The following is a 16,276-nucleotide window of genomic DNA, read 5'->3' on the forward strand; positions in this document are numbered from 1 at the left end:
AAACAAGGGAAAATTGATTTAATTAGAATATTTCCATCAAATATTCAAATAATCAAAAGTTGGTCTGATTTGCTGACATACTGTCAGCCAAAACCTATTTTTCTACTTCATACGTCCCTGTCAGGATAACTTCATTCCCGGCCATCTCAGCAAAGAATCGTCCTCCTCTGGGGCTTAGCTGGTGGGAAACCAGGGAATTCTTATTCAATCTACCCGACCAATAAGGTACAAGCAGGGCATGAGATGAACCCGTGGCATGGTCTTCCAGCTGCTGTACATGGGGAACCAGGGTGCGGCTTACAAAGTCTACTTTCTCTCCTTTAGCAGAAACGGCATATCCAAAAATATCCGATTGTCTCAGGCGGGCGAAATCTGGTTGCATTTGGGCTACCGAAGCCTCTGAATCCGCCAGGATCAGGTACTTGTTGGCTGTTTGGTACATTTCTAAAACCGGCACTCCGAGACCATCCAGTATAGCTTGTGGCGGAGCTATTTTTTCAAGTGTTGGGATGGCCTGTAACTTCATAGAAAACCGATCACCTGAAACTCTTACCAGAATGGTCCCTCCCTCGTAGTGAAGCCTGATTTCATCCATTTGATTTACACCTGCCAGATACACCCCCGCTGCCGCTGCCCCGTGACCACAAAGACCGATTTCCTCATCCGGGGCAAACCACCGGACCTGCTGATTTCCTTCGGTATCCTGAAAAAGGAAAGCAGTAGCAGGCATACCGATTTTTGAGGCTTGCTCCTGCATTTCCTGCTCACTCAATGCCGATGGGGAAGTAACGACGGCAGCAGGGTTTCCTTTATAGCCCAGTTCAGGGGCAGTAAATACAGCAATTATGCTAGGTTTCATCAGCTCGATTGGTTTTTAATTGGCTCGCCAGAAATAGGGCGTAAATAGCACCAAAATGGTAAACAATTCTAATCTACCCAATAACATCAAAAAACTGAGAAATAATTTCGCAAAGGGGGAAAAAAAGGCAAAATTATCCACGGGACCTACCCTACCGATGGCCGGACCCACATTACCCAGGGAAGTAGCGACTGCCCCAAAGGAAGTAATCATGTCGTAGCCGGCTATGGACATCACTATGGATCCCAGGACAAATATCATCAGGTAGAGGAGTAAAAAATTCATGATATGTGTGATAACTTTGCCGGTAACCCGCTCTCCATTGATTTTTAAGGGCACCACCGCACGGGGATGTACTATGCGCTTGAATTCAAGAGTGGAGTTTTTTACAAAGGACAAATGCCTGATAAACTTGATCCCCCCACTGGTAGAACCTGCGCAGGCTCCCATAAATAGCATCATGAAGAATATGATGGTCAATCCGTTGCTGTAAGCCGTGTAGTCAGCGGTCACATAACCTGTGGTAGTAATCAGGGAAACCACCTGAAACATGGCTTCCCGAAAAATTTCTTCCACATTTCCGGGCAGGAGGTAGTATATGGCCCCTGCGATCCCTACTACCAATAGGATCAGAGAAATCAAATAAGCCCTGAATTCATCACTCCCCCAAATTCTTTTGAATCTGCCTTTGAAGGCAAAATACAGAAGGGTAAAGTTGGTGCCTGCCAGGAACATAAACAGGATGGCCGTATACTGGATCAAGGGACTATCAAAATATGCCATACTTGCATTTTTGGTAGAAAATCCTCCCGTTGACATGGTTGTCAATGCATGGTTCATGGCATCAAAAAAAGACATGCCCTCCACATAATACAACAATACCAGTACTACGGTCAATCCAGCATAGATAAACCAGAGGCGCTTGGCCGTTTCCCGGATGCGGGGATGTACTTTATCCGAGGTAGGTCCTGGAGATTCTGCCACAAAAAGTTCTATCCCCCCAATACCTAAAAGCGGGAAAATGGCTACCGTCAATACGATAATTCCCAAGCCACCGATCCATTGGGTCATGCTTCTCCAAAGCAAAATTCCAGCAGGCAATCGCTCTATATCTGTAAGAATCGAAGCACCGGTAGTAGTAAACCCGGAAACAGTTTCAAAAATAGCATCGGATACTACAGGGATACTTCCGCTGAAAATATAAGGCATCATACCAAATACGGACATGATTATCCAGCTCATGGCTACGATCATGTACCCTTCCCGCTTTCGTATATTCTGATCCTGCTTGGCAAAGGAAAAAAAGAAGGTGCCACCAACAGCGAGGCAAATCAAAGCTGAACCTATCAGCGTGATCTGATCACCACTACGGTAATAGTAGGAAAAAGCGATACTGGGGAACATCAAGACCCCAAGAAGCATCATCAGTCCTCCCATTACTTTTAAAATGGCCTTGTAATGGATCATGGTCAATTGAATAATTTTTCCAAAACGGGCTTGGCTTCAGGAAGGGCCAAAACGATGGCTTTGTCATTCAGCCTCAACTGGAATTCTCCATCAGGAATAAACACTTCTTCTCCACGGATCACTCCTGCCACTATAGCTGAATTCGGGAAATGAAGGGATTTAAGATTTTTCCTGGTCAGGCGGCTATTTTTCGTAACCAAATATTGTACAAATTCCGCTTCCACGCCATGAATTCCAGACACGGCCTCCACTTTTCCTTTAGTCAGGTAGCGACTTACGTGATTGGCTGCCACCAGTTTTTTATTGATCAGGGAATCCACCCCTATGCTATGCGAAATATGGATGTATTCCCGTGTATCCACATGGGCGATGGTTTTATAAACACCATGGTTTTTGGCACTCAGGCTGGTAATGATATTGGTTTCGGAGCTATTGGTTAAAGCCAGGAATCCATCCATGGTTTCCAATCCCTCCTCAATCAGTAAGTTGATGTTTTTGTAATCTCCGTGAATTACCAAGGTAGAATCCAGCCTTTCGGCCAGCCACTTACAGCGTTCCTTGTCATTATGAATAAGGGTAATGCCATAATCTTGTTCTAACTCTTTTGCTGTAGAATAAGCCAGGTCGTCTCCCCCTATCAGCATGACATCATGAATTTCTTTCTCTTTGTGCTGTACCAAATCCTTTACCGTATCTACCGACTTGTTATTGGAAATAAAAAAGACGTGGTCGTTATTCCGGATGTAGGTATCCCCCCTTGGTATGAGGGTCCGGTGGTCACGCACGATGGCAATGATACGAATATCTTGAAAAATAGGATCGGTAGCAGCATCCGATAACCTTTTATTCACCAGGGGAGAATCGTATTCCAGGGTAATGCCCACAACACTAAGCTTACCCCCTTCAAATTCTATCACATCGGAAAAAGTAGAGCGTTTTATCAGACGTGAAATCTCCTTACTGCATAACATGGAGGGAGAAATGATGGAATCAATGCCCAGGTTTTCAAAATAAACCTTGTTTTCCGGATACAGGTAATCATGGTTTCGGACCCTGGCAATGACTTTTTTGGCTCCCAATTGCTTGGCAAGTACCGCCGCACAAATATTGGTTTTCTCAGAGGTAGTAACCGCCAGCATCAGCTCCGCATGGTGAATATTGGCCTTTTTCAATATTTCTATTGACGCCGAGTCTCCCTCTATGGTCATTACATCTAATCGGGAACCAATATTGTCCAATACATCTTTGTCCAAATCGATCAGAATGATGTTTTTGTTTTCGTAACAAAGCTGTTCTGCCAGGTGATATCCCATATCCCCTGCTCCTGCGATCACGATATTCATTGCCATAGGCTACCTTTCTACAATCTGACCGCAATATTAGGTAAAAAAGATACAAGACCAATACTTATTTCCTATTTTTCCAATCTTTTGTGTTTCAGCCAAATAATAATTGGAAATCAATCAATCCTATCAAAAACCAATGCGGTCCGGTTGGTCATGTAAATGCTAAGCATTTGGTTTTGGTCGGTAAAATAGGTCATCTCTCCATCAATTCTTCCAAAGCCGCCAAATTCCCCATCATCTGAATTCAAAATCAGCCGGTATTTTCCCATCAAAGGTGCCCTGAATTTATAATCGGGTATGGAATCCTGGGGGTTAAAAGAAATAGCGAAAATCAATCCTCCCCTTTGGTACATCAAAATTTTATTTTTGGGATCCGCGTGGAGTTGTTCTGCGAAAGAGCTGGGCAGGATTTGATGTTTTTTCAGCATATGGACCATGGCTTTGTCCCAATTTTCCAAAAAACGGTACTTGAGTTTAGGATCTTCGGCCAGACTCCACTGCCTGCGGGCGTATTGGTAACTCCAGTTATTGCCCTCCCTGGGGAAATCGATCCACTCCGGATGACCAAATTCATTTCCCATAAAGTTGAGGTATCCTTCCCCTCCAAGGCTACTGGTAAACAACCGAAAAAGCTTATGCAAGGCAATGCCCCTATCTATGATGATGTTTTCATCCTCTACCTGCATGTGAAAATACATTTCCTTATCCATCAGCCAGAAAGCGATGGATTTATCACCCACCAATGCCTGATCATGGGATTCTGCATAGGCTATGGTTTTTTCCCTGTATCTCCGGTCACTTAATTCCTTCCAGAATTCCAATATGTCCCATTCTTCATCCTGCTTTTCTTTCAATGTTTTGATATAAAAATCCGGAATACCCATGGCCATGCGGTAATCAAAACCAACTCCTCCTTCCTCCGGATCCCTGCATAATCCCGGCATGCCACTGACTTCCTCTGCGATGGAAATGGCACCGGATTTCACTTCGTGAATCAAGGCATTGGCCAATTGTAAATAAATGATGGCATCCCAATCCACATCCTTATGAAAATACTTCTCAAAATGGTCGAAGGTGATCAATCCGTGATGGAAATAAAGCATGGAAGTAACCCCATCAAAACGAAACCCATCAAAATGGAACTCCTCCAACCAATACTTCAGATTGGAAAGTAAAAACCGCTTTACCTCCCATTTTCCATAGTCAAAAAGCTTGGAGTCCCATACTTCATGATAACCCCTGGGCCCGGCATGGAAATAGTGATGGTCCGAGCCGTCAAATTCATTCAGCCCCTCGGATACATTTTGAACCGCATGGGAATGGACCACATCCATGATCACTGCCAACCCCAGGTTATGGGCTTTATTGACCAGGTATTTCAGCGCTTCCGGAGTACCGAACCTGCTGGACGGACAGAAAAAATTAGACACGTGGTAACCAAATGAGCCGTAATAGGGATGCTCCATTACTGCCATCAACTGAATGGCATTATAGCCCAGTCTTTTTATCCGGGGCAATATTTTATCTGCAAATTCCAGGTAAGTACCTACGGCTTCCTCCTCCTGTCCCATGCCAACATGGCATTCATAAATCAGGGGTCCTTCCTTTTGGTAAGCCGGAAAAAAATCATGATCTGTCCATTCAAAGGGCAAATCAGGAAACCAGAGTTGACCCGAAAAGTCCTTGTTGACATCATCCTGAACTACCCGCCGAATGTATGCCGGTATGCGGTCACGGGAAGTACCACCACCCTGCACATGAACTTTTATCAAGCCCTCATGGACAATTCGCTCCTTGTAAGACTCAAAGGGCAAAAAGATCTCCCAGACTCCCCACTGATCCTTTTCAAGTGGATGGCTAGACCGGTCCCAACCGTTAAATTCTCCGATCAAAAACAAGCCATCGGCCTCCGGGGCCCATTCCCTGTATACCCAACCGTGCCGGTGGGCATCAAAATTCATCCCAAAATATTCATGCCCGCTGGCAAAGGCTGAAAGGCTTCCGGCTACGTTTACCAATTCTTCTTTCGCCAATTGAAACCTTACCCATCTTTGGTATATCTCTTCCTTATACGCCTCCAGCCAGGGATCTTCTTCAACTATTTTTAATTTCATGTGCTTTCTTTAGAAATTTTTTCTCGGGTAAGTCACCTCATTGACTCACCGGAAACCCCCTGGATTTCCATATATCAATTCCCCCTTCCAGGTGGTATACCTTTTTAAAACCGGCATCTATCAGCTGCTCTGCTGCTTTGGCCGATCTGCCACCCACTTTGCAATATACCAGAACAGGCCTGTTTTTATCAAGCTCTTCTATTCTTTCTGGAAAGTCATCCTGTAGAAAATCAATGTGACTTGCTCCGGAAATCATCCCTTCATCAACTTCTGCCTGTGTACGAACGTCTATCACCAAGGGGTCTAATTGAGCCTCAGCTAATGAAAAGGTCTGTGGGTCCAAAGCAGTCACCTGCCTGCTCTCTTCTTGGAAGGCCGGGTTTTCCAGTTTAGTTTCCGCATTGAAAGGATTGATCCTGCTATAGGTGTTATTTTGAAATGCAACCTGATAATTACCCTCCCACCTTTGATCAGGAAGATAGTAGTCGGTACTGATCAGTTGGGCTCCAGTCTGAAAGGCTTTTTCTCTCCTTCGGGTATCATTTTCCCTTGCTTCCCTGGTATCCGCATCTGCTCTGGTTCTAACAATGTATCCCTTAGCCACCAGGTCCTTGATTTGAGCTTCCTGATTCAATGGGTCATTGAGAATAAATATTCCTGCCATGGGATGATCTTCCGGCACGGTAACAAAAAAAACACCACTTCCTTCTGTTTCAGGATTGGATAAATAGGCATTTCGCTTTTTATCCTTTTCATCGAGTATCCAGACAAATTTTCCCTTTGCGGCTTCCAATTCAGGCCAGCCTGTAGTGGCTATTGCCGTCCTCAGATCTGTTTGGTTTCCGATTACATCCTTTGGCCTGATGAGGTTTTCCTCTCCCAGATGTTCTAAAATAACCTGATCCAGGGACAGAAAGGCCTGTTCGTCAAAAGGCAGGGTCTCTGTCAAACCTCTTTCCGGGTAATTCTGATCCTTGGCATTTAGCGTAATAAAAACGGGGAAATGATTCGGATGAAGTGTGGACCAGTTTTTCAATTCCTCCAGGTAATCTTTCAATAAAGGATAGTGGCTCCTGTAATCAATGTCCTGTACATGAAAAACCTTGAATCCAGGGGTATCAAAATCCGGATCTATTGCATCCCCGGTCATGGACAATCCAAGTGGATTACTGAACCTACCTCCTTCCGGATCATGGTACACATCCAATTCCAGCAGCCGCAATCCCATGTCCAGTTGCTGCCAGATACCTGGATGGCTGTAATCCAAGCCTTCGGCCAAGCTGGGATTCTCCGAACTGATCTGTTCCATAATGACAGAAGGGATAGCTTCTTTGTAGCTATTGTGGCTTCCAATCACCTGGATATGGTTGATCCTAAGGGGACCTGGGTCCTCCATTGGTTTTTGCCCACAGGAGCAGATAAACAAAAAAACAGCAAGAATAAAATGGCACAAATGCATCTGTTCAATGGTATGTCTCATGTAAATATATCGAAACTTATTAAAAATTCAGCTTTTGGTTGAAAACTCCGCCCATAATGGCAAATGATCCGAAATCCTCCATGACATTTGAAACGGGGATAAGTCCCTATCCTTCAATAAATGGGGACCAAAATCAAAAACACCACCAGCTTCATATTTGATGGAAAGTTGGGGGATATGGTAATGGTTTTCAAACCAGGCGATCTGGGAATAAAATTTGGTCTGATTGTCAAGAAGGGTCCTCCGAATTTGCCTCAGGTCTTCCGGAACGGTAAGACCTGTGGAAACAAAGGCCTCATAACGGGGATCCCCCATCCGATCTATGTTGAAATCTCCCAATAAAACCAGGCTTTGGTCAAATGACTGCATATTGGTGGCCCAATCCTTCATCCATTCCGCAATGGCCTTCAATTCATCCTCCCTGGCGGAAAGGACTTTTCCATACAAAACATGCATGCTCACTAACACAAAGGTCTTGTCTTCCACCTTGAACCCCACGGCATAGGGTGTTCTGGCAAACTGCCTTGAAAAGGCCCCTTCTTTAATTTTATTTGTCTTTTCATTAGGAACCACCAATTCACAGGCCAGACCGGAAAGTTTGACTTTTCGGGTATCAAACAGAAAACCAAGCCGCTCCCCATTACCTTCACTTCCACCTGAGACATCGGTCAGAATGAAGCTCCAGTTATTTCCCAAAACTTTAAGCATATGACGGAAAGCCTTGATATTTCCTTTGATTTCCTGAACGGCTACAATATCAAATCTAGAAATGATCTGGGCAATGGCCAGTAAGGAGTGCAAGTCTCTTTTGGGGGAATCATCCGATCCAGCCTCCCATTTTTCCGTTAAATCCCCAAAAGAACGAATATTCCAGGTAGCTATCAATACGTTATGATCCAGCTTCTTAAAAGGCAGTTCAAGGTCCAGCACCTGATTTAATGCGTTGATTTCAGTTTGCACCGCAGCAGGCGGCATTTCTAAAATTTTATTGGTTTTTTGACTCATGGCGAATGTGGGATTAAAAAAAGAATATCTACAGATAAAAATAAGCATTTCATGCTTTATCAAAAAACAAATCAGAATCTGACCCCCATAATTGTTTCAAAATATACTGTACATAGTATCTATTAAAAGCTCAATATATGGAAGTTAGAGCAGCAGCCACCTGACGGTAGCAATCAATAAACCTACCATCCCTCCTACAACCGCCCCGTTTAATCGGATATACTGCAGGTCATTGCCTACCTTTTCTTTAATCTGAAGCATGATTTCTTTATCTTCCAACTTTCCCAAACTGCTCCTGACCATGTTTCCCAGTTCATGATGGTATTGATGGACCAGTTGACTTACACTTGCCCTGATCCACTGGTCCAATTGGAAACGGCTTCCTTTGTCCTCCCTGAGTTCTTCCAAAAAACGGATAAGTTGCTTCTGAATAAATTGCATCAAAGGTGTATCAGTACTTTTCAACTGATCTGCTACATTTCCTTTCAATTGCAGCAAAATACCACTGAGGATACCTTTGGTCCTGTCATTCAATACCCAATTCTGCTTTAAATGTGCAATATAAGCCAGGGTTTGTTCGTCCCCATTTTCCAGATTCTGTGCAAATTCCAACAGGTACTGGTCCAGTTTCCGGCGTAGGGGATGATGGGGATCATCCTTGGTCTCCTCTACCATCAGCAGTGCGAGATCAAGAATCCTGTCAGTAAGCAGGTCCGGGTCTATTCCACCTGTTCTTTGCCCCAGCCAAACGGCAGATTTTTTTACCCAATCCCTTTTGGCATAAGCCTCCAGAGCTCCTTTTAGCTTTTTCAAAACAAGCAGCCTGGTCTCAGGTTCATGGATGGACAGGGAAAACTGGTTTAACGCCATGCTCACCAGCTCATGGTGCTTGTTGCCAGAGATGGCTTCGCGAAGCCACTTTCCCAAAGGACTTGCCAGGTCGATACTATGAACCTGCCCCTTGAGAAACTTTTGCAAAATAACCGGCAATTTGGGGTGATCCAATTCTCCCGCAAACCGAAGAAATATCAGCCGGATAAAATCCAGGAGCTTGACCACATTTTCCCTGGTTTCCAATGACTTCAACAGGGAGTTGGCAATCTGCACATTGGCTAACCTCTCCTGAAGAACCTCAGGAGAAAGCCATTTGGTGGTTACCAATTCGACAATACCCTCTGTTAATTTTTCCCTGTTTTTTACGATGATATTGGTATGCCGGCGAACATAAGGTATCCTGATTTCATAGAATAAGGCACTTACCGCAAACCAGTCTGCCAGTCCACCTATGGTCCCTGCCTCAAAGCCGGTGGTCAAAATCCGCCAAAATGGTCCTTCCAGCCATTTCAGGTGAAGGGCTATTTCCAGAGAAATAAAACCTGCTATGGCCAACAAAAGGGAATAGATTCCGACTTTACTTTTCACAGGATTGTTTTTATATAAGGTACAAAAATGAAATATAATGCAGCATTTTCACAAGCCAGCCATTAATAAAAGATTTAAAGAGCAAAAATGAAACCATTGAAGGGACTTCCGATTAAGAAATGGCTGGGTTTTTATAGAGAAGCCATATTAATTGGGTAATTTTGAAAAAATAATTGCAAGAGCTGCGAATCTTTATTTTTTACCTTCAATGACGGTAAGCGATTTCAATGGAAAAAAAGCAACCTTTAGATAAAGTCCCAAAGGTTCAAATATGGGAAAAATATCGCCTCCATATTTTTAATACCTGTCTTTTCCCCCATCAAAAACCCGGATCGCTAAGCTATTGGAGAGATTATCTTTTTGTGTACGCACTAGCATTGGTGATTCCCTTATGTGCCATTGCCCTTATTCCAGGCCTTTACCTCACCTATATTTCGGAATTTAAAGGACTATTTATTTTTGATTGCCTGGCGGTATTGACCTTTCTTATCCTTGCCCATGTTCCTGGAATTCCCTTGACGCTCAGAAAATGGATCTTCATAGGCATCACCTATGGCGTTGGTATCATCCTGATTTATTATTTGGGAAATTTTGGCCCTGGTTTGTTATACCTGCTGGCGATTTCTGTTTTTATGATATTGGTTTTACCAGTAAAATATGCCTTCATCAGTTTTTATCTGAATATCCTTACCTGCATTTTCTTTGGATGGTTGATCTATCAGGAAGGAATTCAGCAGTCTTATTTTACTTCAACCGTTGACGTTCAATCCTGGATCGCCATTTCTTCCAACCTTATTTTTTTAAGTGCGGTATTCTCTGTTTTAATACCAAAACTCTTTAAGGGATTAGGTGAAAGCCTGGAAGAACAATACCTATTGGAAACAGCCTTAAAAGGGCAAAAAGAAAAGCTAAAAGAAACACTGGCGGAAGTGGAAACCAAAAATGCAGAACTGGAGCATTTCACCTATGTGGCATCCCACGACCTGCAGGAACCCTTACGCATGGTAACAGGTTTTCTCCAATTGCTGGAAAAAAAATATGCACACCTACTTGATCCGAAAGCTAAAACCTACATCCATTATGCCGTAGATGGGGCGCAGCGCATGCGCCAGTTGATTTTGGATTTATTGGCTTATTCCCGGGTCAACAAAGTAAACAGCAAACCTGAGTCTGTGGATTTTAATAAAATACTGGAAGAAATAAAATTAACCTTTCAGCCTGAAATCAGGCAATTAAAGGCAGTGGTCACAGCTGATCCCTTACCCACCATCACAGGACATTCCAGCTTTTATTTTCTATTGCTTCAAAATCTCATTGGCAATGCCTTGAAATATTCCAAACCAAACCTGCCTCCGAAAATTCACATTTCAGTTGAAGAAAAAGAAAATGAGTGGCTTTTTCAGGTAGAGGACAATGGTATTGGCATAGACCAAGCCTATTTTTAAAAAATTTTCATACTGTTCCAAAGGCTGCATCAACGGGAAACCTACCAGGGAACCGGGATGGGACTGGCGATTGTGAAAAAAATCATCACCAACCTGGGGGGTAAAATCTGGGTAAAATCAACACCTGATGAGGGTTCCACCTTTTTGTTTACCTTACCCAAATTGGCCCCGGAAGAATAAGCTCAGCCTTTGTTTCGTACATAGATTAATTTGTATTTTCCTTTTTGATTTTCCCGCTGTTCTATCTCAAATTTGTTGATGGAGCTTATCAGTGGTGTCAATTTTTGAAAACCGTAATTCCTTGAATCAAAATTGGGTTGTTTTTTCTGCAAGAGATTGCCTACATCTCCCATAAATGCCCAACCGTCATCATCGGCCAAATCGGAAATGGTAGATGCGATCAGTCGGATAAGCTTTGGATTGATTTTGTCGACCTGGGGCCTGGACTTGGTTCTTTCCTTATTGTCCTCAGGACCATCCCCATCTTTTTGTAAAATTTCAAGGTAAATGAATTTATCACAGGCTACAATAAAAGGATCAGGCGTTTTCTTCTCCCCCATCCCGATCACCATTAATCCGGCCTCTCTGAGTCTGGTGGCCAACTTGGTAAAATCGCTGTCACTTGAAACGAGACAGAAACCGTCAACCCTTGACGCATACAAAATATCCATGGCATCTATGATCATGGCGGAATCGGTGGCATTTTTGCCGGAAGTATAGCCATATTGCTGGATGGGATTGATGGCATTTTCAAGTAATACAGTCTTCCACTTCCCCAACTGTGGCTTGGTCCAGTCCCCATAAATTCGTTTGATGGTGGGATTACCATATTTGGCCACTTCCTCCATCATCTCTTTTACCTGATTGGAAGGAACATTGTCTGCGTCTATCAGCACAGCTATTTTTATATCGGCTTGCATACGTCCATTTGAAAGTGAAAATTCAATTGCTACACAAAACTATAAAACTATTCTGCAAACCGTACTTTTATTTAACAATCAAAATCGGCAAATGCTTATCCGAGGCAATTAAACGTTCGGCCACAGATCCAATCAACAGGGTATCGTCATCTGTTTTTCCTTTATTTCCCAACACGATCAGGTCTGCTCCTTTCCGTATAGCATAGTCATAAATACTTCTGCTCACCGGTACATCCTGGCCTTTGATTATTTCCAAATCTTCGGCTAACCCGGTTTTCTTCTTAAGTTTCGCATAATTTGAAATGGCTTTCTTTTCGAGCGCCTCCTGAAATTCAGAGGGTTTACGAATATAAGGAAAATACTGCATGCCCACTTTTAAAACATGCATTGGCAATACGATTGCTCCCGTATGCTGAGACAAGGTTTTTACCATTTCAGCCAGGCTTTCAGAATAATCTGAGAAATCAAGAGGCAACACAATTTTTTGAATGGAAGCCTTGGAAGTTTCCGGAATAAAAAGGGTATTGGAGGAAGTTAGTCGAACCACCTTACTGCTAAATATACCTGTCCCTCCATGTACCGATTTTTTTCCCAATAACACCAGGTCATATTTCTGGGCATCTACCCATTCCACCAGCTGATCCAGTTGTCCCCCGGAATAGACTTTGACGTTGATGCTGCTTTTCCTTTCGTTGAAAACGGCTTCTACTTTTTCCAGGGCCTCCTCTTCCAGGATTTCATCCAGTGATTTATCCAAATAAGGCAACATATCCCCTATTTCTTTGGAGATTTCTTCCAGAGCGACAAAATGAATCAAGGTCAGCTGCTCAAAATCAAATTTTTCATCCAGTTGCTGGATGTATTGCAACAGCAGTTCATCCAGATCGGACAGGTCAATAAACAACCCTATTTTCTTTAGTTTTTTCATGACTTCTTTTCTTTTTCCAGTTTCTTCATAATCACATCCGACAACCTTTTTTCGTAAGACTTACGATCCAAATCTTTATCATATTGGCTGAGGCGGGCATATTCCTGACTCAATCCCTTCTGTAAAGAATAACACATGATAACCAATATCAGCAAAAACGGCAAACCCGTAGTGATCGCGGCGGTTTGAAGGGCTGTCAGCCCGCCTCCAATAAGCAATACCGCAGCCACCGTTCCCTCCGTCGTAGCCCAGAAAATTCGTTGTCCCACCGGAGCATCCAGTTTACCTCCCGCAGTAATGCTGTCTATCACTAACGATCCAGAATCAGAAGAGGTAACGAAAAAACTGGTTACCAGCAAAATGCCAATAACAGAACCGATTCCGCTAAACGGGAAATTTTCAAGAAAAACGAACATGGCGATCGAAACATCCCCCGTAATGGTTTCCGCTAAGATATGAGTCCCCGAAAGCACTTGTTCCTGCATGTCCAGAAAAATCGCCGTTCCACCCATCGCCGTAAGCCATAAAAAGGTCAATAAAGAAGGAACTAGCAATACCCCAAAAATAAATTCCCGAATCGTCCGGCCTCGGGAAACCCTAGCAATAAACATGCCAACAAAAGGAGACCAGGAAATCCACCAGGCCCAATAAAACACGGTCCAATCCCCTTGCCAGCCATTATCCCGATAGGCTTCCGTCCAGGTAGATACTTCCAATATGCTTCCCAAATAGTTGCCCATATTCTGGACAAACGAACGAAAGACAAACAATGTAGGTCCCATAATCAAAACAAAAATCAGTAAAATCGCTGCTATTCGGACGTTCCACTGACTAAGAAATTTCACTCCTTTGTCGATACCCGAAACCACCGAAATAGTAGCCACCAAGGTAATTCCTGCGATCAGCAACACCTGCGTAGTAATGGTATTGGGAATATCGAAAAGGTAAAATAAGCCACCGCTGATCTGTTGTACGCCCAGTCCCAGAGAAGTAGCCAGACCAAAAAGCGTGGCCAGTACGGCCAGAACATCAATAACGTTGCCCATCCATCCGTTCATCCTTTCTCCCAACAAGGGGTAAAACACAGAACGAATGGTGAGAGGTAACTTTCGGTTATAGGCAAAGAAGGCCAACGATAGGCCCACCACGGCGTAAATGGCCCATGCATGGAAGCCCCAATGCAAGAAGGTGAGATTCATTGCCCTTTTGGCGGCTTCCAATGAATAAGCCTCCCCATATGGCGGTATGGCATAATGGTAAACCGGCTCGGCTACCCCCCAAAATAAAAGCCCGATACCCATACCGGCACTGAAAAGCATGGCAAACCAGGCTCCTGTAGAAAATTCCGGTTGGGCTTCCTTGCCTCCCAGACGAATGGATCCAAACTTGCTAAATCCGAGGTAAAAACAGAAGACTATAAAGGCATTTACTGCGATAATAAAAATCCAGCCTGTCTTATCTGTAATAAAGGTCTTACTGGAGGCAAAGATCAATTCCATGGGTTCTCCCACCCAAAGCGTGACCGTTATAAACAAGATGATCAAAGCTACCGAAGGCCAAAATACCGGCGCATGAATGTCGAAGTATTTATTTTTCATAAAATCTTTTATTTAGAAATAATAACCAATATTTATGTTCAAACGTGTATTCCAACCTGGATCAGAAGCAGTTGGGTTGAGTGCTGATACAGGTTGCCTGTAATCCATTCCCCTACCTGTCCCCAATGCATTTCCTCCAAAAGCATTGGTTAACCAGGGGTGATTATAGCCCATGGCCACATCAAAATACGCATATACCTGACCGGCTGATACCAGGGCTCCAAATACATTCTGTTGCGATTTTCGGTATTCCCCGGCAGGTCCCGATGTGAATTTTTGCATCAGGGTATAATCATTGTATAATTGGATATGCCTTATGGGTCCCCATTCCAGTGGAATGTCATAGGCCAGGCCCAAGACATAAAGTGCCGCACTGTTGGCCACGTCATAAGTCCCGAAACCATAGGCCCCCATCTGTACAACATCCAACACCTCTCCTGCATCGTTCCTCACATCACTGTAGGTATAGTAAATGGCTTCTGCCTTCAGGTTCCAGGGTCCCCAATTTCCATCATGGTGAACCGCAGCTGCCCAATGGGATCCGGAATGACCGCTTTGCATGTTATACAACTCGTGCCACTGAACGGATAGGCCCGTTTCATGATCTGACCAATTCTTAGCTGCCCTAAGGTTTACCTGATGGCGCTCAATATTGGAATTTCCAGGAACAGGTACCACATCATAGGAATACCTGGCGGTAGAAAAAGCGCCAAAAGTAGCTTCATTGGTCCCTCTGGGTTCCGATAGTAAAAAATAGGCCCCATCCAGTTGCCAGGTATCGGCCTTATGAGACAAATGAAATCCCATTTGGTGGTCATCCTCCAGCCCGAGATAGTAAGGCAACTGAAACCACCAGCTATGGGAGGCATAGGGCAATAAACCAAAAGGGACCTGAGTAATACCCAATTTAAGGTGGGTATTTTCTGTAAAGCGATAACCCAGCCAGCCGTATTTTAAAAAATGGGTATTGAAAGTGGGGTAAAAACGGTATTCAAAGGAAAGCTGTATACCCTCACTATAGGCATCCACATTGAGTCTCCAGGTATCCCATGTCCATTCATTTCTCAGAAAGGTGCCCAACGGAAAAGTCTGTCCTTCATAGTGGGTATATAGATTGTTTAACCGAAAAGCTCCTCCAATTTTTAACCAGGTTGTATCCCGTTTTAATGCCTGTTGCGGTTGTTGAAGAAGTTCAAGTGTGCTTTTATCATTGCCGTAATCATGCCCCAGATATAAGGGAATGCTATTGCTGCTTCTACTCAAAGAATCTTCACCACCAATGGTATTTATTGCGTTAAAAAAGAATAAAAAAATGATTAAACTGTATCTCATGCGATAGCCTTTGGTTTCTTTCAAATTTCAAATTATCAAAATTTAAAAGGAATAAAAACTTTTGAGACCATTCATTTATCTCAAAACCAATATTAACCATCATTTTCACCACCCATCATTTTAAGTTGAATAAAGAATTTACAAGCAAAATTTTTTAAGTGATTTTTTTCAAATAAAATGAATGCTTTAATTCATGGGATGTACAACCTATACCTGTAAAAATCATTCAGGAGAAATCTAAATTTCAAAACTGAATGAATTTTGGATAAGAATCATTGGGGAACTCAAATGAATTTCAAGATTTAAAAGTGAGCCTGCCCCAGGCAAACAGGCATGAAAAGAATTTTAAAGCGTGGAATG

The 16,276-nt window shown here is 43.3% G+C and carries 11 protein-coding genes and 1 pseudogene; 1 reads left to right on the forward strand and 11 read right to left on the reverse strand.

Annotated features, from left to right (window positions below; translation table 11 throughout):
- Positions 1–94 precede the first annotated feature (94 nt).
- The 7 genes from GL182_RS06865 to GL182_RS06895 form a co-directional block, all read right to left on the reverse strand.
- On the reverse strand, positions 95–859 hold the full coding sequence (locus GL182_RS06865; protein ID WP_163378900.1) for a PhzF family phenazine biosynthesis protein: 765 nt from the start codon (positions 857–859) through the stop codon (positions 95–97).
- A 15-nt stretch (positions 860–874) separates the two neighbouring features.
- Positions 875–2,326 (reverse strand): TrkH family potassium uptake protein, encoded by a 1,452-nt coding sequence (locus GL182_RS06870; RefSeq protein WP_163378901.1) that lies wholly within the window; start codon positions 2,324–2,326, stop codon positions 875–877.
- A gap of 2 nt (positions 2,327–2,328) precedes the next feature.
- Positions 2,329–3,675, reverse strand: coding sequence for a Trk system potassium transporter TrkA (gene trkA / locus GL182_RS06875; protein WP_163378902.1), 1,347 nt, complete (start codon positions 3,673–3,675; stop codon positions 2,329–2,331).
- Between the two features lie 110 nt (positions 3,676–3,785).
- Positions 3,786–5,786, reverse strand: a complete 2,001-nt coding sequence (locus GL182_RS06880) for an alpha-amylase family glycosyl hydrolase (protein WP_163378903.1) — start codon at positions 5,784–5,786, stop codon at positions 3,786–3,788.
- 37 nt (positions 5,787–5,823) lie between these two features.
- Positions 5,824–7,182 (reverse strand): Ca2+-dependent phosphoinositide-specific phospholipase C, encoded by a 1,359-nt coding sequence (locus tag GL182_RS06885; RefSeq protein ID WP_163378904.1) that lies wholly within the window; start codon positions 7,180–7,182, stop codon positions 5,824–5,826.
- Between the two features lie 111 nt (positions 7,183–7,293).
- Entirely contained in the window at positions 7,294–8,271 is a 978-nt protein-coding gene (locus GL182_RS06890) for an endonuclease/exonuclease/phosphatase family protein (protein WP_163378905.1), read from the reverse strand.
- A gap of 144 nt (positions 8,272–8,415) precedes the next feature.
- On the reverse strand, positions 8,416–9,693 hold the full coding sequence (locus tag GL182_RS06895; RefSeq protein ID WP_163378906.1) for a DUF445 domain-containing protein: 1,278 nt from the start codon (positions 9,691–9,693) through the stop codon (positions 8,416–8,418).
- 227 nt (positions 9,694–9,920) lie between these two features.
- Between GL182_RS06895 and GL182_RS24385 the strand changes: the two are divergent.
- Positions 9,921–11,318 (forward strand): annotated as a pseudogene (locus GL182_RS24385) (sensor histidine kinase).
- Positions 11,319–11,320: 2 nt separating this feature from the next.
- Here the strand turns inward: GL182_RS24385 and GL182_RS06910 are convergent.
- From GL182_RS06910 to GL182_RS06925, 4 genes are all read right to left on the reverse strand, one after another.
- Entirely contained in the window at positions 11,321–12,058 is a 738-nt protein-coding gene (locus tag GL182_RS06910) for an NYN domain-containing protein (protein WP_163378908.1), read from the reverse strand.
- A 67-nt stretch (positions 12,059–12,125) separates the two neighbouring features.
- On the reverse strand, positions 12,126–12,986 hold the full coding sequence (locus GL182_RS06915) for a universal stress protein (RefSeq protein WP_163378909.1): 861 nt from the start codon (positions 12,984–12,986) through the stop codon (positions 12,126–12,128).
- Positions 12,983–14,584, reverse strand: a complete 1,602-nt coding sequence (locus tag GL182_RS06920) for a BCCT family transporter (protein ID WP_163378910.1) — start codon at positions 14,582–14,584, stop codon at positions 12,983–12,985. The genes GL182_RS06915 and GL182_RS06920 overlap by 4 nt, the downstream gene beginning before the upstream one ends.
- Positions 14,585–14,596: 12 nt before the next feature.
- On the reverse strand, positions 14,597–15,916 hold the full coding sequence (locus GL182_RS06925; protein ID WP_163378911.1) for a hypothetical protein: 1,320 nt from the start codon (positions 15,914–15,916) through the stop codon (positions 14,597–14,599).
- Positions 15,917–16,276: the final 360 nt, after the last annotated feature.

This window comes from Cyclobacterium sp. SYSU L10401 (genome assembly GCF_010993705.1).
Classification (GTDB): domain Bacteria; phylum Bacteroidota; class Bacteroidia; order Cytophagales; family Cyclobacteriaceae; genus Cyclobacterium.